General features: G+C 62.8%; 30 protein-coding genes. 16 read left to right on the forward strand and 14 right to left on the reverse strand.

The genetic code is table 11. The annotated features are described in order from the left end of the window. Window positions 1-28: 28 nt before the first annotated feature. On the forward strand, window positions 29-925 hold the full coding sequence (locus IB279_RS21020) for a DMT family transporter (protein ID WP_060606774.1): 897 nt from the start codon (window positions 29-31) through the stop codon (window positions 923-925). 198 nt (window positions 926-1,123) lie between these two features. On the opposite strand, the gene IB279_RS21025 is transcribed toward IB279_RS21020, so the two are convergent. After that, window positions 1,124-1,396: a hypothetical protein gene (locus IB279_RS21025; RefSeq protein ID WP_127889314.1), complete on the reverse strand. Its 273-nt coding sequence runs from the start codon at window positions 1,394-1,396 to the stop codon at window positions 1,124-1,126. A 207-nt stretch (window positions 1,397-1,603) separates the two neighbouring features. Between IB279_RS21025 and IB279_RS21030 the strand changes: the two genes are divergently transcribed. After that, window positions 1,604-1,819, forward strand: coding sequence for a cold-shock protein (locus IB279_RS21030; protein WP_034788690.1), 216 nt, complete (start codon window positions 1,604-1,606; stop codon window positions 1,817-1,819). A gap of 144 nt (window positions 1,820-1,963) precedes the next feature. Then, complete coding sequence (locus IB279_RS21035; RefSeq protein ID WP_034788692.1) at window positions 1,964-2,410, forward strand: BA14K family protein; 447 nt, start codon at window positions 1,964-1,966, stop codon at window positions 2,408-2,410. A gap of 76 nt (window positions 2,411-2,486) precedes the next feature. Here the strand turns inward: IB279_RS21035 and IB279_RS21040 are convergent, their stop codons facing one another. Together IB279_RS21040 and IB279_RS21045 are read right to left on the reverse strand one after the other, a co-directional pair. Further along, a complete protein-coding gene (locus IB279_RS21040; protein WP_060581775.1) occupies window positions 2,487-3,128 on the reverse strand; it encodes an MBL fold metallo-hydrolase in 642 nt (213 codons plus the stop codon). Window positions 3,129-3,300: 172 nt separating this feature from the next. Further along, on the reverse strand, window positions 3,301-3,468 hold the full coding sequence (locus IB279_RS21045) for a hypothetical protein (protein ID WP_089044992.1): 168 nt from the start codon (window positions 3,466-3,468) through the stop codon (window positions 3,301-3,303). A 149-nt stretch (window positions 3,469-3,617) separates the two neighbouring features. On the opposite strand from IB279_RS21045, the gene IB279_RS21050 reads away from it, so the two are divergent. Next, on the forward strand, window positions 3,618-4,241 hold the full coding sequence (locus IB279_RS21050) for a DUF1236 domain-containing protein (RefSeq protein ID WP_192339784.1): 624 nt from the start codon (window positions 3,618-3,620) through the stop codon (window positions 4,239-4,241). A gap of 321 nt (window positions 4,242-4,562) precedes the next feature. Then, window positions 4,563-4,829: a hypothetical protein gene (locus tag IB279_RS21055; protein ID WP_034788698.1), complete on the forward strand. Its 267-nt coding sequence runs from the start codon at window positions 4,563-4,565 to the stop codon at window positions 4,827-4,829. A 79-nt stretch (window positions 4,830-4,908) separates the two neighbouring features. Here IB279_RS21055 and IB279_RS21060 read toward each other — a convergent pair whose 3' ends face one another. Further along, on the reverse strand, window positions 4,909-5,799 hold the full coding sequence (locus IB279_RS21060; RefSeq protein ID WP_034788707.1) for a branched-chain amino acid aminotransferase: 891 nt from the start codon (window positions 5,797-5,799) through the stop codon (window positions 4,909-4,911). A 268-nt stretch (window positions 5,800-6,067) separates the two neighbouring features. On the opposite strand from IB279_RS21060, the gene IB279_RS21065 reads away from it, so the two are divergent. From IB279_RS21065 to IB279_RS21080, 4 genes are read left to right on the forward strand one after another with little or no spacing between them, the layout of a single operon-like run. Continuing rightward, window positions 6,068-6,547 (forward strand): MarR family winged helix-turn-helix transcriptional regulator, encoded by a 480-nt coding sequence (locus tag IB279_RS21065; RefSeq protein WP_192339786.1) that lies wholly within the window; start codon window positions 6,068-6,070, stop codon window positions 6,545-6,547. A gap of 45 nt (window positions 6,548-6,592) precedes the next feature. Continuing rightward, complete coding sequence (locus IB279_RS21070) at window positions 6,593-7,294, forward strand: response regulator (RefSeq protein ID WP_043618070.1); 702 nt, start codon at window positions 6,593-6,595, stop codon at window positions 7,292-7,294. A gap of 32 nt (window positions 7,295-7,326) precedes the next feature. Next, entirely contained in the window at window positions 7,327-8,709 is a 1,383-nt protein-coding gene (locus IB279_RS21075; RefSeq protein ID WP_112772257.1) for an ATP-binding protein, read from the forward strand. Between the two features lie 55 nt (window positions 8,710-8,764). Further along, on the forward strand, window positions 8,765-9,268 hold the full coding sequence (locus IB279_RS21080; RefSeq protein WP_112772258.1) for a tetratricopeptide repeat protein: 504 nt from the start codon (window positions 8,765-8,767) through the stop codon (window positions 9,266-9,268). 5 nt (window positions 9,269-9,273) lie between these two features. Here IB279_RS21080 and IB279_RS21085 read toward each other — a convergent pair whose 3' ends face one another. From IB279_RS21085 to IB279_RS21110, 6 genes are all read right to left on the reverse strand, one after another. After that, on the reverse strand, window positions 9,274-9,837 hold the full coding sequence (locus tag IB279_RS21085) for a protein-tyrosine phosphatase family protein (RefSeq protein WP_090298491.1): 564 nt from the start codon (window positions 9,835-9,837) through the stop codon (window positions 9,274-9,276). Window positions 9,838-9,842: 5 nt separating this feature from the next. Beyond that, the gene (locus IB279_RS21090; protein ID WP_034789031.1) at window positions 9,843-10,184 is read right to left on the reverse strand and encodes a tRNA-binding protein; all 342 of its coding nucleotides are present in this window, start codon (window positions 10,182-10,184) and stop codon (window positions 9,843-9,845) included. Window positions 10,185-10,222: 38 nt separating this feature from the next. Continuing rightward, on the reverse strand, window positions 10,223-11,182 hold the full coding sequence (locus IB279_RS21095) for a LysR family transcriptional regulator (protein ID WP_112772259.1): 960 nt from the start codon (window positions 11,180-11,182) through the stop codon (window positions 10,223-10,225). Between the two features lie 351 nt (window positions 11,183-11,533). Further along, window positions 11,534-12,352 carry a pyrroline-5-carboxylate reductase gene (gene proC, locus IB279_RS21100; RefSeq protein WP_112772260.1) on the reverse strand — a complete coding sequence of 273 codons (819 nt, stop codon included), beginning with the start codon at window positions 12,350-12,352 and terminating at the stop codon, window positions 11,534-11,536. A 2-nt stretch (window positions 12,353-12,354) separates the two neighbouring features. Beyond that, window positions 12,355-12,855 carry a YbjN domain-containing protein gene (locus IB279_RS21105; RefSeq protein ID WP_034788736.1) on the reverse strand — a complete coding sequence of 167 codons (501 nt, stop codon included), beginning with the start codon at window positions 12,853-12,855 and terminating at the stop codon, window positions 12,355-12,357. 447 nt (window positions 12,856-13,302) lie between these two features. Continuing rightward, window positions 13,303-13,563 carry an accessory factor UbiK family protein gene (locus IB279_RS21110; protein ID WP_034789034.1) on the reverse strand — a complete coding sequence of 87 codons (261 nt, stop codon included), beginning with the start codon at window positions 13,561-13,563 and terminating at the stop codon, window positions 13,303-13,305. Between the two features lie 216 nt (window positions 13,564-13,779). On the opposite strand from IB279_RS21110, the gene lgt reads away from it, so the two are divergent. The 6 genes from lgt to IB279_RS21140 all read left to right on the forward strand — a co-directional run bounded on the left by lgt (window position 13,780) and on the right by IB279_RS21140 (window position 19,949). After that, complete coding sequence (gene lgt, locus IB279_RS21115) at window positions 13,780-14,616, forward strand: prolipoprotein diacylglyceryl transferase (protein ID WP_034788738.1); 837 nt, start codon at window positions 13,780-13,782, stop codon at window positions 14,614-14,616. A 61-nt stretch (window positions 14,617-14,677) separates the two neighbouring features. After that, window positions 14,678-15,781, forward strand: a complete 1,104-nt coding sequence (locus tag IB279_RS21120) for a class I SAM-dependent methyltransferase (protein WP_034789036.1) — start codon at window positions 14,678-14,680, stop codon at window positions 15,779-15,781. A 151-nt stretch (window positions 15,782-15,932) separates the two neighbouring features. Then, on the forward strand, window positions 15,933-16,727 hold the full coding sequence (gene pgeF / locus IB279_RS21125) for a peptidoglycan editing factor PgeF (protein ID WP_112772261.1): 795 nt from the start codon (window positions 15,933-15,935) through the stop codon (window positions 16,725-16,727). A 1-nt stretch (window position 16,728) separates the two neighbouring features. Continuing rightward, on the forward strand, window positions 16,729-17,880 hold the full coding sequence (locus tag IB279_RS21130; protein WP_060606752.1) for a Xaa-Pro peptidase family protein: 1,152 nt from the start codon (window positions 16,729-16,731) through the stop codon (window positions 17,878-17,880). An 89-nt stretch (window positions 17,881-17,969) separates the two neighbouring features. Continuing rightward, window positions 17,970-18,809: a hypothetical protein gene (locus IB279_RS21135; protein ID WP_060518713.1), complete on the forward strand. Its 840-nt coding sequence runs from the start codon at window positions 17,970-17,972 to the stop codon at window positions 18,807-18,809. A gap of 207 nt (window positions 18,810-19,016) precedes the next feature. Next, entirely contained in the window at window positions 19,017-19,949 is a 933-nt protein-coding gene (locus IB279_RS21140; RefSeq protein WP_034788749.1) for a ribose-phosphate pyrophosphokinase, read from the forward strand. 72 nt (window positions 19,950-20,021) lie between these two features. Here the strand turns inward: IB279_RS21140 and IB279_RS21145 are convergent, their stop codons facing one another. Then, window positions 20,022-21,050 (reverse strand): aldo/keto reductase, encoded by a 1,029-nt coding sequence (locus IB279_RS21145; protein ID WP_112772308.1) that lies wholly within the window; start codon window positions 21,048-21,050, stop codon window positions 20,022-20,024. Between the two features lie 117 nt (window positions 21,051-21,167). Here IB279_RS21145 and IB279_RS21150 point away from each other — a divergent pair, with 117 nt between their 5' ends. After that, window positions 21,168-22,073 (forward strand): LysR family transcriptional regulator, encoded by a 906-nt coding sequence (locus IB279_RS21150; protein ID WP_112772262.1) that lies wholly within the window; start codon window positions 21,168-21,170, stop codon window positions 22,071-22,073. A gap of 9 nt (window positions 22,074-22,082) precedes the next feature. Here the strand turns inward: IB279_RS21150 and IB279_RS21155 are convergent, their stop codons facing one another. From IB279_RS21155 to IB279_RS21165, 3 genes are all read right to left on the reverse strand, one after another. Next, window positions 22,083-22,481: a DUF779 domain-containing protein gene (locus IB279_RS21155; RefSeq protein WP_112772263.1), complete on the reverse strand. Its 399-nt coding sequence runs from the start codon at window positions 22,479-22,481 to the stop codon at window positions 22,083-22,085. Window positions 22,482-22,637: 156 nt separating this feature from the next. Beyond that, on the reverse strand, window positions 22,638-24,146 hold the full coding sequence (adh, locus tag IB279_RS21160; RefSeq protein ID WP_034788758.1) for an aldehyde dehydrogenase: 1,509 nt from the start codon (window positions 24,144-24,146) through the stop codon (window positions 22,638-22,640). A 352-nt stretch (window positions 24,147-24,498) separates the two neighbouring features. Then, window positions 24,499-25,455 (reverse strand): helix-turn-helix domain-containing protein, encoded by a 957-nt coding sequence (locus tag IB279_RS21165; RefSeq protein ID WP_112772264.1) that lies wholly within the window; start codon window positions 25,453-25,455, stop codon window positions 24,499-24,501. Window positions 25,456-25,552 lie beyond the last annotated feature (97 nt).

Here is a 25,552-nt window from a genome sequence, read left to right on the forward strand (position 1 = left end):
AGACGCGCCTGTCCGAGGAGAGAACGACATGCCGCGCATTCAGGCCAATCTGCTGCTTTTGATTTCAGGCGCCATCTGGGGCGCCGGCTTCGTTGCACAGTCGACGGCAATGGATGCGATCAGCCCGCTGTGGTTCATCGCGCTTCGTTTTGCGATCGCGACACTGGTCGCCATGCCCTTGGCCATCATCGAAACGAAACGCGCGGCGGAACCGATCAAGCTGACGACCGTGCGCAATTTCATCTTCATCGGCCTGGCGCTCTTTGCCGGCGCCGTGACGCAGCAATTCGGCCTGCTCGACACCAGCGTCACCAATTCCGGCTTCCTCACCGGTCTCTACGTCGTCTTCGTCCCGGTCTTGACGGTGATCTTCTTGCGCCGCAAGCCGCATTGGGTGATCTGGCCGGGGGCGTCGATGGCGCTGTTCGGCATTTTCCTCTTGAGCGGCGGCACGCTGTCGACGCTGACGGGTGGCGACTACCTGACCGTGGTCTGCGCTCTGTTCTGGGCGGTGCAACTGCTGCTCATCGGCCTGTTTGCCCCAAGCAGCGGCCGGCCGATGCTGCTGTCGATGACGCAATTCGCCGTCTGCGCCGTGCTCGGCTTCGCCCTCGCCGTCACGACCGAGCCGCTGAGCTTCGCTGCCATAGAGGGCGCGCTCTTCGAGATCCTCTATGCCGGCATCTTTTCGAGCGGCCTTGCCTTCATTCTTCAGGTCGTCGGGCAGCGCTACACCACGGCGCCGCAGGCTGCCATCTTCCTATCGAGCGAAGCACTCTTTGCCGCCCTCTTCGGCGTTCTCCTGCTTGGCGAAGTCATCACCCCGATCGGTTATGCCGGCTGCGCCATCATCTTTGCCGCCATGCTGACGGTAGAGATCGTGCCGGAACTGACGAAGGGCCGCCGCGCCGCAGCACCTGCCTGAGGGCTCCTCAAGAAACTATAGGCACCCCACCGCCAAGACGCTGGACTGAGGCTTTACTTGCTGTTGTTCAGGCAATAGGCCCGTTGCTTCGCAACGAAGGCGTAGCTTTGCCCTGCGTTTTCGACCCGGCCCGATAGCTCTAGATTTTCTGCAAGAAATCTACGTAAGAAACCGCCGACGTGAGAAGCCTCAAACATATCAGGGAGTTGCCGACGGCACGCATCCTAAGCGATTGGCCTGCTTTACGCGCCGCGCACGAGAAATCGGCGAAAACCACTCAATTTTGCAGCAATTGTTTTCAAAAAGCTGTGATTTCAACAGCTTGCGATATATTTTGCGCAACGCCCCACAAAGCCGCAAATGACCGATTTTTGAGCAATGACAAGACGCAATACCAATCCCGAAAAGTTTTGCTTGCCAATTCAAAATAAACCCATCAATCTTACTTTCGTTCGGGCAATCTGCGAACATGGGAAGATCTTGAAATAAAAGCGGGCCGGAGACGCAAAAACTCCGGGCGGCCAGACCGATGGGAAGCAGAGATGCGGCCCTTCCAATGGCTGGCTGCGGTAACCAGGACCCTTTCCTCAAACGTCGAGAACTGCCTGCCAACGCCCATCCGGGCACATTGCAATGCTACCCGTCCGTCAAACGGGTGGAGAGAAAAGGACCTGACGCATGGCCGAAACTGGCACTGTAAAATTCTTCAACACCGACAAGGGCTTTGGTTTCATCAAGCCTGACAACGGTGGTGCAGATATCTTCGTACACATTTCCGCGGTCCAGGCTTCCGGCCTGACCGGTCTGACGGAAAACCAGAAGGTAAGCTTCGACACCGAACCGGATCGCCGCGGCAAAGGCCCGAAGGCGGTCAACCTGCAGATCGCCGGCTAACGCCGTTATCTGCTGACAGATTCCAGTTGAAGCCCGGCATTCTTGCCGGGTTTTTTTGTTCAGGCTCGGTTCAGTTTGGCCGCGTTAACCTTCCTCCATCATGAAGGCCGGGTTGATCCGGTCCATGCGAAGGATTGAAGCCAAATGAACAAGTTCATCAAAGCCGCCGTTCTCTCGATCGCCGCAGCCGCTATGGTCATCCCGACCTTTGGCGCCGCCGAGGCAGGCGGCAGGCATCACCACAACAATGACGATGCATGGGCAGCTGGTGCAGCAGGTCTCGTTGCCGGCGCTCTGATCGGCGGCGCGATCGCTTCGCAGCCGCGTTACAACGGCGGCTACAACGAGCGCGTCTACATCGATCCGGAACCGGAATACGACTATTACGAGCCACGTCCGGCCTACCGCCCTCGCCCGGTCTACCAGGCACGCCCTGTCGTCGTTGACAGCTATGGTGGCGGTTACCGCTCGCTCGAGCCCTGGACCCCGTCCTGGTACCGCTACTGCGCGCAGCGTTACCGCTCGTTCAACCCGGATAGCGGCACCTTCCGCGGCTACGACGGCCGCAGCTACTTCTGCACCGCCGGCTAATCAGGTTCGGCGTAAGAATCGAAAAGCCCATGTCTTGATAGAGACATGGGCTTTTTTCGTGAGCGTGTGCGGGGGCTCAGAGCCCGCGCAGATAAGGATTGGTGCGGCGCTCCTCGCCGATCTGGCCGCCCGGGCCATGTCCGCAGATGAAGCCGACGCTATCGCCGAGCGGCAGGATCTTGTCGCGGATCGAATCGAGCAATTGCTGGTGATTGCCGCCGGGCAGGTCGGTGCGGCCGATCGAGCCGTGGAAGAGCACGTCGCCGACATGGGCGAAGTTCTGCGCCCGGTTGAAATAGACGACGTGTCCCGGCGCATGGCCCGGGCAATGCAGGACTTCGAAGACATGGTCGCCGAAGGAGACGGTGTCGCCTTCTTCGAGCCAGCGATCGGGAATGACGTTCTGAACCTTCATCGCCAGACCGAAGCGCTCCGCCTGGCTTTCGAGCCTTTCGAGCAGCGGCAGGTCGTCCTTGTGCGGACCGATGATTTCGAGCCCGAGGGCGTCCTTCAGTTCCTTGGCGCCGCCGGCATGGTCGATATGGCCGTGGGTGATCCAGATCGCCTTCAGCGTGATGCCGTTTTCGCGGATGGTCTGCAGGATGAGATCGACGTCGCCGCCGGGATCGACGATCACGCCTTCCTTGGTCTCGCTGTCGAACAGCACGGTGCAGTTCTGCTCGAAATGGGTAACCGGGATGATGCCCGCCTGTAACATGCGCGTCTGCCTCTCTAGAGCATGTCGCGCAAAAGTTTGGGAGCGGTATTGCGATAACGACATGCGACAAATCCAGAACCTAAAGCGTAGGAAGCGAATCTGGAAGATCGCAACGCGCTCTAGGATCTCGTCATCTTCCTATAGCGGCAATTGGCGGCGGTGACAGCGCCAATCAGCGAAGCGAGGCTATTTGCGGTGCAGACAGCTGCTGGGGTGCCGGCCACTGCACGGTAGTCATCAGCAGCGCCGAAATCGCGATCTCCGCGGCGACGACGATCCGAACGACCGGCTTGAGGCTGCGCGCGGCGACGTTGTTCTGATCCGGCTGAGCATTCTGCATTTTGTCCCTCTCCCGTTGCCTGCTCTCCTGGCGTGTCCTGCCCTCGGCAACGGCTGGAGAATGTCACAGCGTCACATTTCGTGACGTTCCCGGGGGAACATCCGCGCGCTTGCTGGCGTTTGGCCCTCGTCAATATAAGGAGAAACACGATGGTGAAGCTTACCCGCCCCCTGTTGCGAGCCGCTGCGGCCGCGGGTTTGGTGTTGGCGATCGGTACGCCGTCCGCCTTTGCAGCCATGACCGCGACCACGGTGACGGACCTTAACATCCGCACAGGTCCGGGCCCTCAATATCCGACAGTCGGCCTTGCGACCCGCGGTAGCACCGCGGTTATCGACGGCTGCATCGAAGGCAGCAAGTGGTGCCGCATTGACGTCGGCGGCGTGCGCGGCTGGGTCTATTCCCAGTATCTGACGACGGATCTTGGCGGTTCTGCCGTCGTGGTCCAGGAGCGCCGGTCCGACCTGGCCATTCCGGCCGTCACCTACCAAGTGCAGCCCAATGACCCCGTGATCGTCAGCAGCGGCGACGAATTGATCGGCCCGGTCGAACAGATCGACCCGATCGTGCCGCCGGAAAATGTGCGGACCTACGTCACGTCCAACCCCGGCGAGACCGTCTATCTCGATGGTGAAGTCGTCGTCGGTGCCGAACTGCCACAGACCGTGGCCGTTCAACGCGTTCCCGACTACAGCTACGACTATGTCAGCATCAACGGCCAGCCCGTTCTGGTCGAGCCGGCAACGCGACGCATCGTCTACGTCTATCGCTAACAATCGAGACCCCCGGCAATCGTTCGGTTGCCGGGGGTTCCCGACGTGCCTGCATTACCCTCCCTCGCTCTCCCGACGGCACGAATCATGCGCGGCAAGGTCATTCCCTCCAGCCGCCCCCGCCGCCGGCTTCGTTTTCCCGCTTTGCCTGTAAGAGGTTGCCTCTGCCTAAAATCGAGCCATTTCAATTGGCTACGAAGCGGGCGCCGCAACGTCATTTCACTCAAATTGACAATAATCCGGAATAGGCTTCAACCTATTGATGCCGGCTCATCGGCTTTTAGTGGCGCGTCCACGACGAGCCACGACACGGAGGGATCAATGGAAGCATTAATGCCTATCATTACCCAATTGATCGCGGGGGCCGCCGGCGGGAACGCGGCCAGCGCAGTGTTGAAGCAGCAGGCATTCGGTGTCGTCGCACGGACCATCGTCGGCGCCATTGGAGGCCTTGGCGGCGGGTTCCTCATTCAGATGCTCGGCGGAGAAGCAGCCGCGACCGGTCTCGCCATGCAAGCCATCGGCGGCCTTGTCGGCGGCGGCGTACTGAGCGGAATCGTCGGGCAATTCTTGGGGAAGACCGCCTAACTCTGCGATCATATCCGTAGCAAGACAAAAGGCGGCCCGGGGGCCGCCTTTTCTGCTTTCGAGAGCATTCCGGATGCCGTTACTCGGCTGCCGCGGCAACCGGATAGACTTCCTTCATGTAGTCGTTCATCAGCGTTTCGCAGATCGTCGCCGGCGTGAAGCGGTAAGGACCGATTTCGGAAACCGGCGTCACTTCGGCGGCCGATCCGGTGAGGAAGCATTCGCTGAAACCAGACAGTTCCTCCGGCATGATCGCCCGCTCGACCACTTCATAGCCGCGGCGCTTGGCAAGCTCGATCACCGTGCGACGGGTGATGCCGTCGAGGAAGCAATCCGGCACCGGCGTGTGGATGACGCCGTCCTTGACGAAGAAGATGTTGGCACCGGTCGCTTCGGCCACGCGGCCGCGGTAATCCAGCATCATCGCGTCCGCATAGCCCTTGGCCTCGGCCGCATGCTTGGAGATGGTGCAGATCATGTAGAGGCCGGCGGCCTTCGACTTCGAAGGTGCCGTCTGCGGATCCGGGCGGCGATATTCTGCGATATCGAGCCGGATGCCCTTGAGCTTTTCGGCCGGGTTGAAATAGCTGCCCCACTGCCAGATGGCGATGGCGACGTTGATGCGGTTGTTCTGCGCCGAAACGCCCATGCTCTCGCTGCCGCGCCAGGCGATCGGCCGCACATAGGCCTCGGAGAAGCCCTGACGCTTCAGAAGCTCGACGCTGGCTGCGTCCAGTTCCTCCACCGAATAAGGGATCTTGAAGCCGAGGATTTCGGCGGACTGATGCAGGCGCTGGTTGTGCTCGGTCAGCTTGAAGATGCGCCCGCCATAGGCGCGCTCGCCCTCAAAGACCGCGCTGGCATAGTGCAGGCCGTGGGTCAGCACGTGAATCTTGGCATCCTTCCACGCGACGAACTCGCCGTTGAACCAGATCTGTCCGTCCAACTGATCAAAAGGAACCGCTGCCATGGTGTCATCCTCCGGCGCATGCGCGCCATTCTTAGTTGATTATCGCCCTGCTTTCAGTCTATCGGCAAACTGATTGAGGGAAAATTCAATTTCGTGATTTTGGATTTGCGATCGGAACGGCACGGCATATCCTTTCAGATGTTGCCAACGCCAAATGTCTCGCTTACCGAGCATGGACGCTAATGCTATGGTAAAAATATGTCAACAAAGCTGACATATTTTTTCGAATGTTTCGCAAGTTGCAATCAGGCTGAAAGGAAATGACCGCGTGGCCGGCCAATCCAAAGAGAACACCCGGTATCTGAACGATGCCGCCGCCGATGACGATACGATCGATTTCGAGATCATCGAGCTGCTCTTCTTCGCCTATCGCGACTTCACCTCCGACCCGGATGCGATCCTGGAAAAGAGCGGCTTCGGACGGGCGCACCACCGCGTCGTGCACTTTGTCGACCGCGAGCCGGGCATGACAGTCGCCGACCTCCTGAACACGCTGAAGATTACCAAGCAGAGCCTTGCCCGGGTGCTGAAGCAACTGATCGACTCCGGGTATATTCGCCAGGAAACCGGCCCTGAAGACCGGCGCCAGCGGATGCTCTACACGACGGAAGAAGGCCAGGCACTGGCGCGTGCGCTTGCCGAGCCACAGTCCCGCCGCATAGCCGATGCATTGGCAAGAACCGGTCCGGGCGCGCGCGAAACGGTCAAGCGCTTTCTCGCCGGGATGAAGAACAACGCCGCAGACTGACGCCCGCCGTAGCGCGGGTCTGACCTGCAACTTGGGAAGCGTGGAATGACGACAAAAGCGACTGTCTCGGACGATGCGGCTCACCTTCTGGTCGTTGACGACGACCGGCGCATCCGCGATCTGCTCAACCGCTACCTGGTCGAACAGGGTTTTCGCGTGACGACCGCGTCCGATGCGGACGAAGCCCGACGCAAGCTCGTCGGCCTCGACTTCGACCTTCTGATCGTCGACGTGATGATGCCCGGCGAAAGCGGCATTTCGCTCACCCAGAGCCTCAGGCAAATCAAGACCGTGCCGATCCTGATGTTGACGGCGCTGGCGGAATCCAACTCCCGCATCGAGGGTCTCGAGGCCGGCGCCGACGATTATCTGTCGAAGCCCTTCGACCCGCGCGAACTGGTGCTGCGCATCAACAACATCCTGCGCCGCAACCAGCCGGCCCAGGCCCCCAAGGTCGACCAGGTGATCTTCGGTCCCTACACCTTCTCGGTGGTGCGCAAGGAGCTGCGTCGTGGCGCCGATCACATCCGCCTGACGGACCGCGAGCAGGAGATCATGACACTCTTTTCGCAACGTGCCGGCGAAACCATCCCGCGCCACGAGTTGATCGGCGACGATGCCGAAGTCGGCGAGCGCACGATCGACGTGCAGATCAACCGCCTGCGCCGCAAGATCGAGGACGACCCGTCCAACCCCGTCTGGCTGCAGACGGTGCGCGGCATCGGCTACCGGCTGAGCGTGGACTGAAATGGCAGCCTTTCCGATGAGCGCGGCAAACCATGGCAAGCTTTGACGGCATAGAGCACGGCGCATCCGGGGCGAACGACAATGCCTGGAGGCGGTTCACCCGCTGGCTGCGCCGTCGCCTGCCCATGGGGCTTTACGCCCGCTCGCTGCTGATCGTCATCATTCCCATGGTGCTTCTGCAGTCGGTGGTCGCCTTCATCTTCATGGAGCGCCACTGGCAGCTGGTGACGCAGCGCCTGTCGGCCGCCGTCACCGGGGACATTGCCGCGATCGTCGATCTTATCGACACCTTCCCTGCCGACCGCGACATCTCCGAGATCATCCGCATCGCCCGCGATCAGCTCGATCTCAGCATCTCCGTGGACCCGCCCGGCGAACTGCCGCCGCCGCGCCCCAGCCCCTTCTTCGAAATCCTCGACCAGATCCTCGGCGAAGAGATTTCCAACCAGGTCCGCCGCCCCTTCTGGATCGATACGGTCGGCAACTCCAAGCTCGTCGAGATCCGCATCAAGCTCGATGACGGCCGCATCCTGCGCGTCTATGCCCGGCGCAACCAGGCCTATGCTTCCAACACCCACATCTTCCTCGTCTGGATGGTGGCGGCCTCGCTGGTGCTGCTGACGATCGCGGTGCTCTTCCTGCGCGGCCAGATCCGCCCGATCCTGGCCTTGACCAAGGCGGCCGAAAGCTTCGGCAAGGGCCAGAAGATCGACGACTTCGCGCCGCGCGGCGCCGATGAAATCCGCCGCGCCGGCCTCGCCTTCATCCAGATGCGCGAGCGCATCGAACGCCAGATCGAGCAGCGCACCGCGATGCTGACTGGCGTCAGCCACGATCTTCGAACCATCCTCACCCGCTTCAAGCTGCAGCTGGCGCTTGCCGGCAACAACCCCGATCTCGAAGGCCTGAACCAGGACGTCGATGACATGCAGAACATGCTGGAAGGCTATCTGGCCTTCGCCCGCAGCGAAGCGGAGGAGGACGTCGGCCAGCTGAAACTCAGCGACCTGATGACCCGGCTCGCCGCTGAAGCCGAACTGCTCGGCAAGACCCTGACCACATCCGTCGAGGGGGAAGACGATATCCGCGTGCGGCCAAACGCCTTCACCCGTCTCGTCGCCAACATCGCCTCGAACGCCTACCGCTACGCCAACACTGTCAAGATCGATGCGCGCCACAGTGCCAAGTGGCTCACCATCACCGTCGACGATGACGGCCCAGGTATTCCCGAACGTTCGCGCGAGGATGTGTTCAAGCCGTTCTTCCGCCTCGACGAAGCCCGCAATCTCGACAGTTCCGGCACCGGCCTCGGGCTGGCGATCGCCCGCGATATCGCCCGCAGCCACGGGGGCAACGTCACGCTTGGCGACAGCCCGCTCGGCGGCCTCAGGGCAACGGTGCGCGTCCCGGCTTGACGTTCCCGCGCGGGCGGGCCACTTCTGGCCGCGAATGGGCTAAGGGGAACGGGCCATGGTAGACGCCATCGATTGGGCTGATTGGGAGCGACGGCTGGCCGAACTCTGGGCAACCTTCGACCCGACAGATAGCGAAGCCTTTATCGCCCGCATCGATGCCCTTGCCGCCGAACTGCCGGCAGGACATGCCATCGGATTGTTCGAAAGAGCCTCGGCGCAGGATTCGACCGGCCATGAGATGAAGGCGGAGCCGCTCTACCGGCAGGCGCTGGAAACCGGTCTTCAGGGAATTCGCCGCCGACGGGCCACCATCCAGCTCGCCAGCACCCTGCGCAATCTCGGCCGCGCCAAAGAAGGTGTCGCCCTGCTCACCGCCGAGCGGGACAAGCCATCGGACGAACTCGACGATGCGGTCGTCGCCTTCCTGGCGCTCTGCCTCGTCGATACTGGCCAGGCGCAACAGGCGGCCGCGCTCGCGCTCGCCAGCCTGTCACGGCACCTCCCCCGCTACAACCGCTCACTCAAGCGCTACGCCGAGATGCTGTTGCCGGAGAGTTGAGCCCGTCAGCGCTGGTAGATCGACGTCAGGCCGCGTCGTTCGTTGAAACGGTGCCAGGCGTCGATACGGCGCGGATGACGGGCGCGCATGACATCGAGCGGCGCGAGCAGTCGGCCGCCGCGGCCAAGGGCGGCATCGAGGATCTCGATGATGCGGCGATTCGGCCAGGGCTTGCGGGTGATCGTCAAGAGCGCCCGGAAGGCTTCGTCCTCTCGCCCCGCGCCGAGTTGATGCGCAATCAGACCATAGGCAAAGGCCGTCGAGCGGCTGACGCCGGCATGGCAATGCACGAGAATGCGGCTCTCAGCATGCTCAGCCGCCGGGCGCATCGCCTCAAAAACTTCGAGCACCAGATCCGGGAAATGCTGGGTGGCGGTCGGGTTTTCCTGGTCGCGCATGCGCACGACCCGGTGGCTGGCGTCCGCAATCACGGGCACGTTGGCATCCGGCAATTCGGGATCGAGCAGAGACAGCACATGACTTGCGCGCCAGTCGCGCGCGGCATCGGCGGCGCGCCAAAGGCAGGACACCTTGACGCGCTCGGGGATCACTTCGAAAGCAATGTTCATGGGGATCACATCAATTTCTTGCCGTTGGGGACCGGCCGTTCGGTGGCAGCCAGCACGATCGCACCGGCCTCGTCTGCAAAGCCCAGCGTCAGCACTTCAGAGCGCACAGGCCCGATCTGGCGCGGCGGAAAATTGACCACGCCCAGCACCTGCCGCCCGACGAGATCCTCCGGACGATAATGCACCGTGATTTGCGCTGATGACTTTTTTATGCCGATTTCCGGGCCGAAATCGATTTTCAGCTTGATGGCCGGCTTGCGCGCTTCCGGAAACGGTTCGGCCTCGACGATGGTGCCCACGCGAATGTCCACGCGCTCGAAATCAGCAAATTCAATAGTTTCAGCCATCGTCATTCCCTATGTGAAATCTCATCCGAGGAGGTGGATTAAAGCATCAGGCGAGATTTCGGAAGCACGGCGGCCTCGGCGGGCTCCCCGCGAAATCTGGCCTCCTCCCATGGGCGGCGCGCGAACTGCTCGGCAAGGAAATCGACGAAAACACGCACGCGTGGCGGCAAGAATCGCCGGTGCGGATAGACGACCGTGATCGGCTCTGCCTCGGCGTAGTTGCTGCCGGTCAGAAGCGGCACGAGCAATCCCGCCTTGATATCTCCGCCCACGAGCAGTTCGGAAAGGCGCACGATGCCGATGCCTGCGAGCGCAAGCCGTCGGAGCGCTTCGGTGCTGTTGGCCTCGACGGAGCCACGAACACGGATCGCACGCCGGCCGTTGCCATCCTGAAATTCCCAAACGTTGAGACGGCCGCGGGCGGTGATGGCAAGGCAGACATGCCGCTGCAGGTCGTCAGGCGTTTGCGGCGCGCCGTGCCGCTCGAGATAGGCGGGTGCAGCGCAGATGACGCGACGGTTTGGTGCGAGCCGCCGCGTCACCAGCGTGCTGTCGCTCTGTTCCGCGACCCGCAGCGCAACATCCGCCTCACCGTTCATGAGGTCGACGACCGCGTCGCTGAAATCGAGTTCCAGGTCGATCTCCGGAAACCGTTCGATGAAATCAGGCAGCATGGGTACGATCAGGCGATGACCGAAGGCGCTGGGCAGGCTCACCCGCAACCGCCCGCGCGGCACCGCCCCCGGTTGGATCGCAACCTCCGCATCTTCCATGTCGCCGAGGATGCGGCGGCTCGATTCCGCATAGGCGCTGCCTTCGCTCGTCAGGCTGATGCTGCGCGTCGAGCGCTGCAGCAGGCGTACGCCAAGGCGCGCCTCCAGCCGGCCGACGATCTTGCTGACCGCCGATGGCGTCATGCGCAACCGTCGCGCCGCCGCCGAGAAATCTCCCTCCTCGACGACAGCGAGAAACACCGCCATGGCTTCCGGTCGATCCATCCATCTATTCCATTTCGTCACAGATAAACGGAATTTAACATGGATTATCGCCGCGAGCGACAGGCTGTAGCTTGGACCGGAACTCAGACAGCGAAGCTTGAGGGGTAACGGAAATGGGCAAGCAGCCGAGCAGCAGTCTGCCGATGAGTTATGAGCTGCATTCCTGGGCTCGCCGTCAACGCAGCATTGCGATCGGCGACCTCTGCCGCCGCGTGATCGGCACAATCTGGAGAAGTCTCGTCAATCGCCAGCCAAGCCGCGATCATGGGGCCTGCGCCGGCGCTTCCCCGGCGCGAAACCCTTAGGCCAGGCGCCATGCCGGCCCAACATGGGGCCAGCCGCATTCAATATTCAGCCTGCGAGTTCTTCCGCGCGCTTGCGCGCCGCAGCGATCGCCTTGTCAAACAGCGGCTGCATGCCGTCGTCGGCCATCAGCACGGACAGTGCCGCAGCCGTCGTGCCGCCGGGCGAGGTCACGTTCTGGCGCAGCCGCGCGGCTTCGTCAGGCGACTGGTGCAAAAGTTCGCCAGCCCCAGCGACGGTTTCCCGCGCGAGCCGCATGGCGAGGTCCGCTTCAAGGCCGGCCTTGCGGCCCGCCTCGGCCATGCATTCGACGAGGTAGAAGACATAGGCCGGACCGCTGCCCGAAACGGCGGTGACCGCATCGATCTCGGCTTCGGTGCGGACCCATTCGACCGGACCGCTGACCTTCAGGAGACCATGAACCTGAGCGCGCTGCTGATCGCTGACGCGGGCATTGGCAAAGGCGCCGGTGACACCGCGGCCGATCATGGCCGGGGTATTCGGCATGGCGCGCACGGTCGCCGCGGCACCGAGATGGGCTTCGATGAAGGAAAGCGTCTTGCCGGCAGCAACCGAAACGATGACGGTATCCGGGCCGACGAGAGATTTCAGCGGCGGCAAGACGGCGTCCATCACCTGCGGCTTGACCGCAAGGAAGATCACACCCGCCTGGACACCCAACGGTACCGAGGTCGCATGCGTCACGCCGTTGTCGGAGATCAGCTGCGCCATGGCCGGCGGCGGGCCGGGATCGACGACGAGAACGTCTGCGCCTTTAACGCCGCTCTTCAGCCAGCCCGAAAGCATGGCGCCGCCCATATTGCCGGCGCCGACGAGCACGATGGGACCGGAAGCGGCGTTCGTCATGATCAGGCTTCTCCAACCGTTTCGAACAGGACGGCATCGACGGCGCGCTGCGCGTCCATGCCGGACCAGACGACGAATTGAAACGCCTGATAATAGGATTCGCAAGCGTCGAGTGCGCTCGAAAGCAGAACTTCGACCTGCTGGTTGGTGGGCTCGGCGCCGCCGGCGAGCAGCAGCGACTGGCGGAAGATCACCACTTCCTCCTGGCGCCACAGATCGAAGTGGCCCATCAGCACCTGCCCATTGATATGGGAGAGCAGACGGATGACTTCGTTGACCCGGCTTTCCGACACCTTGATGTCGAAGGCACAGGCCAGGTGCAGCGCCTCGAATTCCTCCATCCAGGAGAAGGAAACGTGGTAGTCCGCCCACTTGCCTTCGACCGTCATGGCGATTTCGTCTTCGCCGGATCGTTCGAACGACCAGTCGTTATTGGCAGCCACGAACTCGATCATATCGACCGGGTTGGATTGGCGCTCGACTTCCATTTCCAAAAGGCTCATGCATCACCCTGCATAGGTGTGGCACGGGCATGCGTCATCACGCTCACAAGACGCAACGCCGCAAACCCAACACCGATTACAAACACGTATGATTGCTGAACTCACATCCATCCTGGCTGACTTACCCTGCCCGGAGCTTACGTGGTTCGTTTCGAATCATCATTTAAAATCAGTGTATAATGGCGGAGTCAGGCTGCCAGCCCCTCGGCCCAAAAATAGCCGTGAACAATCGCGTCCACGTTGTCATGTGAATGAAGCGGTTGAGCTTAACTGACTCTGCCATAAGGGTTTTTTGGCAGTGTCCACAGGTGGAAAACTTTTCAGGTTTTATTAACCACCCATCATGCCGTTTCAGACCTATGCGGCTGAACCACAGCAAAACGCCCGCAGATGAGGTCCGCGGGCGAAGTAAAAACGCTGAAATGCCGTTATTTCAAGGGAATCGCGTTACTTGCCCGTATCGACGAGACGCGCTTCGAGAGCCTCAATACGGGCCAGAAGCGCATCGTTTTCCTCACGCGCCTTGATGGCCATTTCCTTGACCATTTCGAACTCTTCGCGCTTGACGACGTCGAGCGAATTCAGCGCCCGCTCCGCCTGCGCCCGGAAGGCCGTTTCAACCTCGCGGCGCACGCCTTGAGCGGCGCCGGCAGCATCGGTCATCAGCTTGGCAAAGTCATCCAGGATGCGGTTGGTGCCTGTGCTCATCGTCGCGATCTCCATATCAGCCATCGCCTCTAAAGGCGCGATGCGGTCCATGGGTTTCAGGTAGGGTCACCGGCCGCGCGATGCAAGAAAAATCACGCGCGCCATCACGGCTCCCTTCACGACCCTGTGTCCGGGGCGCGCATTGCCGCCCTTGACCGAGGTGAAATCGCTCGCCATGGTCCGCCGAAACAACCGGCCCGGCACGAGAACAATAAATTGGAAACATTAGCGACCCGCCTCGCCATCCTCCCCTTCCCCGAAATCGACCCCGTTATCGTCCAGATCGGCCCGCTGGCCATCCACTGGTACGGGCTCGCCTATGTGGCGGGCATTCTGCTCGGCTGGTTCTACGCCCGGCGCCTGGCAATGAACGCCTCGCTCTGGCGGGACGACAAGCCGGCCATCACGCTGCAGCAGCTCGACGACTTCCTGCTGTGGGCCGCCGGCGGCATCGTGCTCGGCGGCCGCATCGGCTACATTCTCTTCTACGATCTCGGCTCAGTGCTCGCCAATCCGATCCGCGCGCTGGAAATCTGGAACGGCGGCATGTCGTTCCACGGCGGCTTCCTCGGCACGACACTCGCCATGATCCTGTTTGCGCGCAAGAACAAGATCGCCATCTGGAGCCTGTTCGACATTGTCGCCGCCGTCGTCCCGATCGGCCTGTTCTTCGGTCGTATCGCCAACTTCATCAACGGCGAACTCTGGGGCCGCCTCTCGTCGATGCCCTGGGCGATCGTATTCCCGACCGGCGGTCCGTTCGCCCGCCACCCGAGCCAGCTCTACGAGGCCGCCCTTGAAGGTATCGTCCTGCTCTCCGTCCTCGCCTGGTTCATCTATCGCCGTCACGCGCTGAAATCCCCGGGGCTCGTCACCGGCATCTTCGTGCTCGGCTATGCCCTGAGCCGCATTTTCGTCGAATTCTTCCGCGAACCGGACGCGCAGATCGGCTATCTTGTCGGTGGCTGGCTGACCATGGGCATGCTTTTGTCGCTGCCAATGGCGCTCGCCGGCATCTGGGCCATTGCCCGGGCGCGGCGCGCAGCCACCTGAGAGCGGATGGGGCAAGGGCGCGCGGCGATTCCGGCCGCCGCCCCGCGAATTGGACGAAGGCATGACGACACCACTTGCGGACAAGATCAAGGCGCTGATCAAGACCCACGGGCCGATCAGCGTCACCGATTATTTCTCGCTTTGCCTGGCGGATCCGGAGCACGGCTACTACCGCGTGCACGAGCCCTTCGGCAAGGAAGGCGACTTCACCACGGCGCCGGAGATCAGCCAGCTCTTCGGCGAGATGATCGGCATCTTCCTCGTCCATGCCTGGCAGCAGCACGGCAAGCCTGAGGGTGCCGTGATTGCTGAAATCGGCCCCGGCCGCGGCACGATGATGGCCGACATGCTGCGCGTCGTGCGCCGCCTGGCACCCGATCTCTATGCTTCCGCCGGCGTGCATCTCGTCGAAACCAGCGAACGGCTGCGCAAGGTGCAGTCGGAAACGCTCGCCGCCCATGGTCACAAGGTCGAATGGCACACGAGCTTCGAGACCCTGCCGGAAGGCTTCCTGCTGCTTGCCGCCAACGAGCTTTTCGACGCCATTCCGATCCGGCAGTTCGTGCGCACGGCGCAAGGCTTCCGCGAGCGCATGGTCGGGCTTGATGCCACGGACGAACTGACCTTTGCCGCCGGCGTTGCCGGCATCGATCCCGAGCTTCTTCCGACGCCGGCGCAGGGTGTTGCCGAAGGCACGATCTTCGAGATTGCTCCCGCCCGCGACGCTGTCATGTCGGCCCTCTGCGAACGGTTGAAGATCAGCGGCGGCACCGCCGTGATCATCGACTATGGCCATATGGCCACCGGCTATGGCGATACGCTGCAGGCCGTGCGCGATCACGAATATGATCCGCCGCTCGCCAGCCCCGGCCGCGCCGATCTCACCAGCCACGTCGATTTCGAGCAACTCGCCCGCCGCGCCAAGACGGACGATGTGCAGATCAACGGTCTTGCCCACCAGGGCGATTTTTTGGTCGGTCTCGGTCTTCTGGAACGCGCCGCGGCCCTTGGCCGCGACAAGGATGCGCTGACGCAGGAAACCATCCGCCAGGATGTCGAGAGGCTTGCCGGCGCAGGCGCCGGAAAGATGGGCGAACTGTTCAAGGTCCTGGCCGTCAGCAGCCCGCCGGTGCCGCTCTCGCCGTTCCGCAAACCGAAGGCTTGAACCTCCACCCGACGGCACCCCTGCCGTTCGGGAATTGACAGCCCTGCCGTCGCGGGTCAACATCGCGCCGGCAAATCAAGAGCCAGTCGCCGGGCCGGAGCGCGCCCCCAAACCCATTGATTTTCCTGATAAAGCAAAGGCGAATATACCAATGCAGCATGACGCCGCGCTCTCTCCTGTGCAAAGCTCGCTTTTCAGCGAGAAGGCCGGACCGGCAATCGCCCATGGTTATTTCACCCGAACGGGCGGCGTTTCCGAAGGGATCTATCGCGGCCTCAATGTCGGGCTTGGCTCCAAGGACGAGCGTACCCATGTCAACGAGAACCGCGCCCGCGTCGCCCGCTGGTTCGGCGCCTCGCCAGAGCGCCTGGCGACCGTGCACCAGGTCCATTCCCCAGACGCCGTGGTGATCGACGAAAGCTACGACGGCGCCCGCCCCGAGGCCGATGCGCTGGTGACGGCAACGCCGGGCATCGTGCTCGGCGTGCTCTCGGCCGATTGCGGGCCCATCCTCTTTGCCGATGCCGAAGCCAACGTCATCGGTGCCGCGCATGCCGGCTGGAAGGGCGCGCTCGGCGGCGTGCTCGAAAGCACCATCGACACGATGGTTTCGCTCGGCGCGCAGCGCGAGCGCATCGTCGCCTGCCTCGGCCCGTCGATCAGCCGTCGGAACTATGAGGTCGGCTCCGAGTTCGTAGAACGCTTCGTCGCGGCGAACGAAAGCTACGCCACTTTCTTCCGGCCTTCGGAGCGCGACGGCCATGCCATGTTCGACCTGCCAGGGCTGACGATCAAACGGCTGGTCGAAGCGGGCGTTGCCGCCGAGAATCTCGACATCTGTACCTATGCCGACGAGGAGCGTTTCTTCTCCTATCGGCGCACGACCCACAGGCAGGAACCGGATTACGGCCGACAGATTTCCGCCATTTGCATACGAGGGACCTGACATGGCGCTTCACTTTGCCCAGGAAGAATATGCAAGCCGTCTCGAGCGGCTGACGGAGAAGATGCGCGAGGAGAAGCTGGACGCGGTGCTGCTTTTCGCCCAGGAGAGCATGTACTGGCTGACCGGCTACGACACCTTCGGCTATTGCTTCTTCCAGACGCTGGTCGTCAAGAAGGACGGCTCGATGGTGCTTTTGACGCGCTCGGCCGACCTGCGCCAGGCCCGTCATACATCGAACATCGAGCGTATCGAGATCTGGGTCGACCGGGCCAATGCCGACCCGACCATGGATCTCAAGAACCTCTTGAGCGAACTCGACCTGCTCGGCTGCCGCATCGGCATCGAATACGACACCCACGGCATGACCGGCCGCGCCGCGCGGCTGATCGACCGGCAGCTACAGACCTTTGGCGAGCTGATCGACGCCTCGCATCTGGTCGGCCGCCTGCGCCTGATCAAGAGCGAGGCGGAAATCGCCCATGTCGAAAAGGCCGCAAGCCTTGCCGACGACGCGCTCGATGCCGCCCTGCCCCTCATTCGTCCTGGCGGCAGCGAGGCCGACATTCTGGCCGCGATGCAGGGAACGATCCTTGCCGGCGGCGGCGACTATCCGGCCAACGAGTTCATCATCGGCTCCGGCGCCGATGCGCTGCTCTGCCGCTACAAGTCCGGACGGCGCCTGTTGGACAGCCAGGACCAGCTTACGCTGGAATGGGCCGGCGTCAGTGCTCACTATCATGCGGCGATGATGCGCACCGTCGTCATCGGCGAGCCGACCAATCGCCATCGCGAACTCTACAGCGCCTGCCGCGAAACCATCCAGGCGATCGAGATGGTGCTTCGCCCCGGCAACACCTTCGGCACCGTCTTCGACGTGCACGCCAGGATCATGGACGAACGCGGCCTTGCCCGCCACCGGCTGAACGCCTGCGGCTATTCGCTCGGCGCCCGCTTTTCCCCCTCCTGGATGGAGCAGCAGATGTTCCACCTCGGCAATCCCCAGGAGATCGAGCCGAACATGTCGCTGTTCGTGCACATGATCATCATGGATTCCGACAGCGGCACCGCCATGACGCTTGGCCAGACCTACCTCACCACGACAGACACGCCGCGCGCGCTGTCGCGTTACGGCCTGGACTTCATTTCTGCTTAGGGAAATCCGCCTAGACTTGCGTTCGTACTGGCAGACGACAGGAGACGTTTCAGGAAACTGCCGCGAAGAAACGGACGGACGGTTTGAACATGCGAAAGCTCACCACGCCCATCGTAGCTCTTGGCCTCGCCATTGCGCTCGCCGCCTGCAACAGCACCGAGATGCTGACGCCACAGGTTGACGTCGGCGGGGGAACTTTCCGCTCGCCGCCGGTGACGCAATCCGACCTCGACGCCATGTCGACGCAGACGGCGATGGCGCCGGTGCAGCGCGAACCCGTCAGCCAGACCACCGCCTATTCGCCTCAGCCGGCTCCGTCGAACACACCGACGGCCTATGCCACCGGCGACGCGACCTACACCGATCCGGCCGGCACCTTCGAGGGACAGGCAAGCCGGCTTGCCGCCGGTTCCGAGCCCGTCCAGAACACGATCGAGAGCCGCCAGGCACCGGTGGAGCAGGCGCCAATACAGCACACGCCCGTTCAGCAGGCGGCGGCCGCGGCCGAAGAAATCCAGAGCCAGCCGACCGTCGCCGCCCTGCCGAAGGCAAGTGCAGCCGCGAGCGGCACGATCCGCTTCCTGCCGATCATCGGCGCTCCGGTCCAGGCGGTGACACCGCTTTCCAAACAGCTCGGTGCCGACGCTCGCGCCCGCGGCCTGACGATCAAGGGCTCGGCGGACGCCAGCAGCGAGCACATCCTCAAAGGCTATTTCTCGGCGCTGAAGGACGGCGACAAGACGACGGTCGTTTATGTCTGGGACGTGCTCGACGGCAGTGGCAACCGCCTGCACCGCATCCAAGGACAGGATCAGGTTCCCGGCGGCGGCACGGATTTGTGGAGTGGCGTTCCGGACACAACCATGCAGGGAATTGCGACGAAAACCATCGACGCCTATCTCGAATGGCGGCAATCTCAAGCCGGTTGACACAAAGTTTTTAGGATATTGGCCTTCGCGGCGCAGCATTCCCCTTGCATTCAAGTTCAGTCTCGCTAAAAAGCGGCCGATCAGCTCTGAACGGCGGCCATCCGCAAAGAATGACCGCGATTGGAATGGCTCTCGGAATCTGCGCGGAAAACACCGCTGCCGGAAAAGTACCGGACGGTGACCGCGCCAGCTCAAGGCGGTCCGTCAATGAAGGTTTTCGCAGGTAATTCGAACCGGCTCCTGGCCGAAGCGATCTGCAACTATCTCAACCTGCCTCTCGGCAAAGCGACGGTACGCCGTTTCGCCGATCAGGAAATCTTCGTCGAGATCGGCGAAAACGTACGCGGCGAGGATGTCTTCATCATCCAGTCGACCTCGTTTCCCACCAACGATCACCTGATGGAACTGCTCATCATGATCGACGCGGTGCGCCGCTCCTCCGCTCGCCGCATCACTGCCGTGCTTCCCTATTTCGGCTATGCCCGCCAGGACCGCAAACCCGGTCCGCGCACGCCGATCTCAGCCAAGCTGGTCTCCAACCTGATCACCGAAGCCGGCGCCGACCGCGTGCTGACCCTCGATCTTCATGCCGGCCAGATCCAGGGCTTCTTCGACATCCCGACCGACAACCTCTATGCGATCCCGATCCTGGCGCGCGACGTCAAGGAAAACTACGACCTGAAGAACGTCATGGTCGTTTCGCCGGACGTCGGCGGCGTGGTACGCGCCCGTGCGCTTGCCAAGCGTCTCGACTGTCTGCTGGCGATCGTCGACAAGCGCCGCGACCGTCCGGGTGAATCCGAAGTCATGAACGTCATCGGCGACGTGAAGGGCAAGGACTGCCTGCTGATCGACGACATCGTCGATTCCGGCGGCACGCTCTGCAACGCGGCCGAGGCGCTTTTGAAGAACGGCGCGACCAGCGTCACCGCCTACATCACCCACGGCGTTCTCTCCGGCGGCGCGGTTGCCCGCGTTACCTCGTCGATGCTGAAGGAACTGGTCATCACCGACTCGATCCAGCCGACGACCGCCGTCCAGTCAGCCCACAACATCCGCGTCATCTCGACCGCGGGCCTGCTCGGCGAAGCCATCAGCCGCACGAGCCAGGAAGAGTCGGTATCGAGCCTCTTCGACTGAGGTCGTCCGGAACGCCCGAATTTCCAAATCGCCGGCGCCATACGCGCCGGCGTTTTTCGTTGCGGGACGCGGTTACTGCCCGAACGCCTGGGCCAGCGGCTGGTCGACGAGATTGTCGATGAACCAGTTGGGATAGACAGGCGCCGGCACGGTCTCGGCATCGAGCGCCGAGATCTCCGCCGCCGTCAGAGCGAGATCGGCGGCGCCAAGATTGTCCTTCAACTGGTGGGGCTTGGAAGCGCCGAGCAGCACACTGGTCACCGCCCTCTTCGAAAGCAGCCAGGCGATCGCCACCTGGGCGACACTCGCCCCATGTTCGCCGGCGATGCCGCGCATGCGCTCCACCAGCTTGAAGCCCTGCTCCTTGTCGAAGGGCAGGATGTCGAAGCCGGAATAGCGGTTGTCCGGATCGCCGAGATTGTCGCGGGTGTACTTGCCCGAAAGGAAACCCGAGGCGAGTGGGCTCCACACCGTCAGCCCCAGCCCATAGCGCTGCATCATCGGAATGACGTCACGCTCGACGTCGCGGCCGAGCAGCGAATAGTGCATCTGGCCATGGGTGAAAGGTGCCAGTCCGTTGGCCTTCTGGATTTCGAGGGCCGCTGCCACCTTCCAGGCCGACCAGTTGGAAAAGCCGATATAGCGTACCTTGCCGGAGCGCACGACCGCGTCGAGCGCTGCGAGCGTTTCCTCAAGCGGCGTATGCGGGTCTTCCTTGTGGACGATATAGGTGTCGATCCAGTCGGTTGCGAGCCGCTTCAGGCTCTCGTCAACCGACCGGAGAATGTGACGGCGCGACAGACCGGCCTGGTTGAGCGACGTGCCGGTGCGGAAACCGACCTTGGTGGCGATCACCACCTCGTCGCGACGTGATTTGAGCGCCGCACCCAGGATCCGCTCCGATTGGCCGGAGGCATAGGCGTCGGCGGTGTCGAAGAAATTGATGCCGACATCGAGCGCCTGCCCGACGAGGGCGTCGGCAGCTTCGGCATCGGTCTTGTAGACCGCGCCGAGGCTGCGGTCGCCGGCAGTAAACGTCATCGCCCCGAAGGCGAGGCGCGAAACCACCAGACCGGTATTTCCAAGCGTCGTATATTGCATGTCGATCTCCATCCTCTGAAAGACAGGTTGCCGTTGGACAGATCATGCCGAAGTGGATTGCTATGAAAAACCACCGCTCTCTTGATAGGCTTGGAAGAACTGCTTCATAATCGACGGATGGCGAACGACCCTTTCAACGGACTGAGAGAGTTTCTGGCGGTGGCAGAGGCAAAGAGCTTCACCGCAGCAGCGGCGACGCTCGGCGTCACGCCCAATGCCGTCAGCCAGACGATCAGGGCGCTCGAAGCCCGTCTCGGCCTCCAGCTTTTCGTGCGTACCACCCGGCGCGTTGCTCTGACCGAGGCGGGCCTCGCCTTCCTGAAGCGCGTACGTCCTGCCGCCACCGAGATCGCCGACGCCTATGAGTTGCTCGGCGATTTTCGCGACCGGCCGATGGGCAATCTCCGGCTGACCGTGCCGCGCATGGCCATCCCGCTGGTGCTGACGCCGCTCCTGCCGCGGTTTCGCCAGGCCTATCCGGACGTTTCCGTCGAAGTCTCCATCGACGATGCGGCCGTCGATATCACTGAACACGGCTTCGATGCCGGCATCCGCATCGGTGAAGCGGTCGAGCGCGACATGATTGCCGTGCGGCTGACGCCTGACATCACGTGGGCCGTGGTCGGTTCGCCCTCCTATTTTGTCAAGCACGGGCGGCCGTCGACACCCGAGGACGTGACGCGCCACGAAGCCGTCCGCTATCGTTATCCGGGATCCGGCACGATCTACCGCTGGGAGTTCGAGCGCGAGGGGCGCGACGTCTCGGTCGATGCTCCGGGCGCCCTCACCGTCAATGATTTTCAGATGCTCATGGAGATGGCGGAGGCCGGCACCGGGCTTGCCTATCTGCCGGATCTTTCGGTGCGCGACGCCGTTGCGAGCGGCCGCCTCGAACGGGTGCTCGAAGCCTATCTGCCGACGTCGCCAGGTCTGTTCATCTATTTCCCCGCCAAGGCCCAGACACAGCCAAAACTGCGGGCCTTTCTGGACCTGGCGGCAAAAGTCATGCGGGAGCGGACATAGTTCCGCAGCTCACCGTCCACGGAAAACCACGGCACAGGCTTCGCCGCCGCCAAACAGGCGCGAGCGCGTCAGGAACCGCTTTTCCCGCCCATTGTCGAGCGAGAACATGCCGCCCCTGCCCGGCACCACGTCGATGATCAGTTGCGTGTGTTTCCACACCTCGAACTGGCTGGCGCTGATATAGACCGGCACCCCACCGATCTCGCCGAGCTTCACGTCGTTGTCGCCGACGATGTAGTCGTCGGCCGGGTAACACATGGGCGACGAGCCGTCACAGCAGCCACCGGACTGGTGAAACAGGATATCGGGGTGATCCCGCCGGATTTCGGCGATGAAGCCGAGCGCCGCATCGGTTGCAAGCACGCGGGGTTCGCCGATTCCGCTGGATCCTATGAGTTCAGTGGACATTCGCGAGCCTCACTGTTCGAGAGCATTCTGCAAAAAGCCGGCTGAGGCGCGGGTGGAGAGCACGCCTCAGCCGTTGATCGAGCGAGAGGGAAAGGGGAGAACACCCTCCCTCCCGCTCCTGTCGCCTTCCCCGGGCGGCGGGGAAGGCAGATCCGATCAGAAGAAGCCGAGCGCCTTGGGGCTGTAGCTCACCAGCATGTTCTTGGTCTGCTGGTAGTGATCGAGCATCATCTTGTGCGTCTCGCGGCCGATGCCGGACTGCTTGTAGCCGCCGAAGGCCGCATGCGCCGGATAGGCGTGATAGCAATTGGTCCACACACGCCCGGCCTGGATCTCGCGGCCGAAGCGGTAGCAGCGGTTGGCATCGCGGCTCCACACACCGGCCCCGAGGCCATAGAGCGTGTCGTTGGCGATCTCCAGCGCTTCGGCCTCGGTCTTGAAGGTGGTGACCGAAACGACAGGCCCGAAGATCTCCTCCTGGAACACGCGCATCTTGTTGTGCCCGCGGAAAACGGTCGGCTTGACGTAGAAGCCTTCCGACAGCTCGCCTTCGAGCACGTTGCGCCCGCCGCCGGTCAAGACCTCGGCGCCCTCCTGTTTGCCGATGTCGATATAGGAGAGGATCTTTTCGAGCTGTTCGCTCGACGCCTGCGCGCCGATCATCGTGGCGCTGTCGAGCGGATTGCCCTGGCGGATCGCCTCGACGCGCTTTACCGCCCGTTCCATGAAGCGGTCATAGATGCTCTCCTGCACCAACGCCCGACTCGGGCAGGTGCAGACCTCACCCTGGTTCAGCGCGAACATGGCAAAGCCTTCGAGCGCCTTGTCGAAGTAGTCGTCGTCTTCGGCGAGCACATCGGCGAAGAAGATGTTCGGCGACTTGCCGCCGAGCTCCAGCGTCACCGGAATAAGGTTCTGGCTGGCATATTGCATGATCAGCCGCCCGGTCGTCGTCTCGCCGGTAAAGGCGATCTTGGCGATGCGTGGGCTGGTGGCGAGCGGCTTGCCGGCTTCGAGACCGAAACCATTGACGATGTTGAGCACGCCGGCCGGAAGGAGATCGCCGATCAGCTCCGCCCAGACGAGGATCGACGCCGGTGTCTGCTCGGCCGGTTTCAGCACGACGCAGTTGCCGGCCGCAAGTGCCGGCGCCAGCTTCCAGGCGGCCATCAGGATCGGGAAGTTCCAGGGGATGATCTGACCGACGACGCCGAGCGGTTCATGGAAGTGGTAGGCAACCGTGTCGTGGTCGATCTCGCCGATCGAACCTTCCTGGGCGCGGATGCAGGCGGCGAAGTAGCGGAAATGGTCGATGGCAAGCGGAATGTCGGCGGCCATGGTCTCGCGGATCGGCTTGCCGTTGTCGAAGGTCTCGGCCCGCGCCAGCAGTTCGAGATTGTCCTCCATCCGGCCGGCGATCTTCATCAGGATGTTGGAACGCTCAGCGGCCGAGGTGCGGCCCCATTTCTCGCGGACGGCATGGGCAGCATCGAGCGCCAGCTCGATATCGGCGGCATCCGAACGCGCCACCTGGCAAAGCACACCGCCGGTCACCGGCGTCGTATTGTCGAAGTAGCGGCCGGCCACCGGCTCGCGCCATTCCCCGCCGATGAAGTTGCCGTATTTCTGTTTGAACGGGCTTTCGACGATCTTCTGATGCAGCATGCTCATTCCTCCCTGAGACCCAGCAATGGAGCTGTGAGGAGGAGCGTGGAGCGGTTCGGTTGTCTTCGATAGTGAGGCGTGATCGCCCGCGACGCGATCTGTTTCAGAATTGAGACAGCCAGGCGCCAGCTACTGTGCTGCAACGCAGCAAACGGGAACGGACACGATCGGAAGCTGCACCTCATCCCCCTGCCGGGACCTTCTCCCCGCGAGCGGGGAGAAGGGGCAAGCGGCAGCCCCCACGTCCCAATCAACGTAGTCACCCAAGCACGAAGACCGCCGTAAGGCACGTCCCCTCTCCCCGTATGCGGGGAGAGGGCCATAGTGAGGGGCAGATCGAGATGTTGTGCGGTCAGTTGACCTGAAGCCGCTTCATCTTGCGGTAAAGCGTGGCGCGGCTGATGCCGAGCAGTTCGGCCGCCATGGAGACATTGCCGTTGGCGCGCGAGAGCACCCGTCGAAGCGCAGCACGCTCCGCATCGGGAAGCTCGCCGGCATCACCCGACGTATCTTCCCGCAGAAGGTCAGAGGCCGGAACTCCGGCGGCAATGCGTTTGTCGTCGAGATCCAGCCATTGCCGGGCTGCACGCGTTGCACCAAGCACGAGGTCGTCGCGGTCGACGGCGAGAAGCGCCGGCCCGGCGCGATCGACCGGGACCAGCACGATGCGCGCGCTGGCAAAGGCGCGACGGAAAAGGCCTGCCTCGATACGCGCGGCCGCGTCGCGCACCGCCTGCGACAAGAGCGACATGGTCATTTCGGAGGCGTCCGAGCGGCAGGTGGAGATATCGATGGCCGCGGCCAACCGGCCGAGATGGTCGCGGATCGGCGCCGTGGTGCAGCTGAGGCCGATATTGCTGCTGAGGAAATGCTGGTCGCGCTGGATGACGACGGCGCGCTCGTCGGCGATCGCGGTGCCAATACCGTTGGTGCCGACGCTCGCCTCGCTCCAGACAGTTCCCGACCAGAGCCCGACATCGCGAAAATCGGCATCGTCGCCGACGGCGCCGCGGCGTTCCAGCGCCACGCCCTTGTCGTCGGTCAAAAGCAGGCAGCAGCCGGCCCGGCCGACGGTGGCGAACAGCCGGTCGAGTTCACCGCCCGCTTCCAGGATCAGCTCGGCCGACCTCTGCCGGGCAAGCTCGAACTCCGCGCCGGACAGTCTGAGCGGCTGACGCCCCTCCTCGGGTGCCAGCCCATGCAGCGTCATGCACCGGCGCCACGACGCGGCGATCGGCGAACTGGCAGCCGCCGACGGCTGGTGCGCAACCTTGTAGACATAGTCCGAATGTTCCCTGACGGCAGCCATCGGCTTCCTCCCTGAAAGCGTCGTCCGGCGAAATGTCGTCACGGCCGATCTCCCAAGCAGGCCGCATCCACGGGGGCCACTATAGCCGTCGTTTTCC

It is taken from the genome of Ensifer sp. ENS06, assembly GCF_014852205.1.
Taxonomy (GTDB): domain Bacteria; phylum Pseudomonadota; class Alphaproteobacteria; order Rhizobiales; family Rhizobiaceae; genus Ensifer; species Ensifer adhaerens.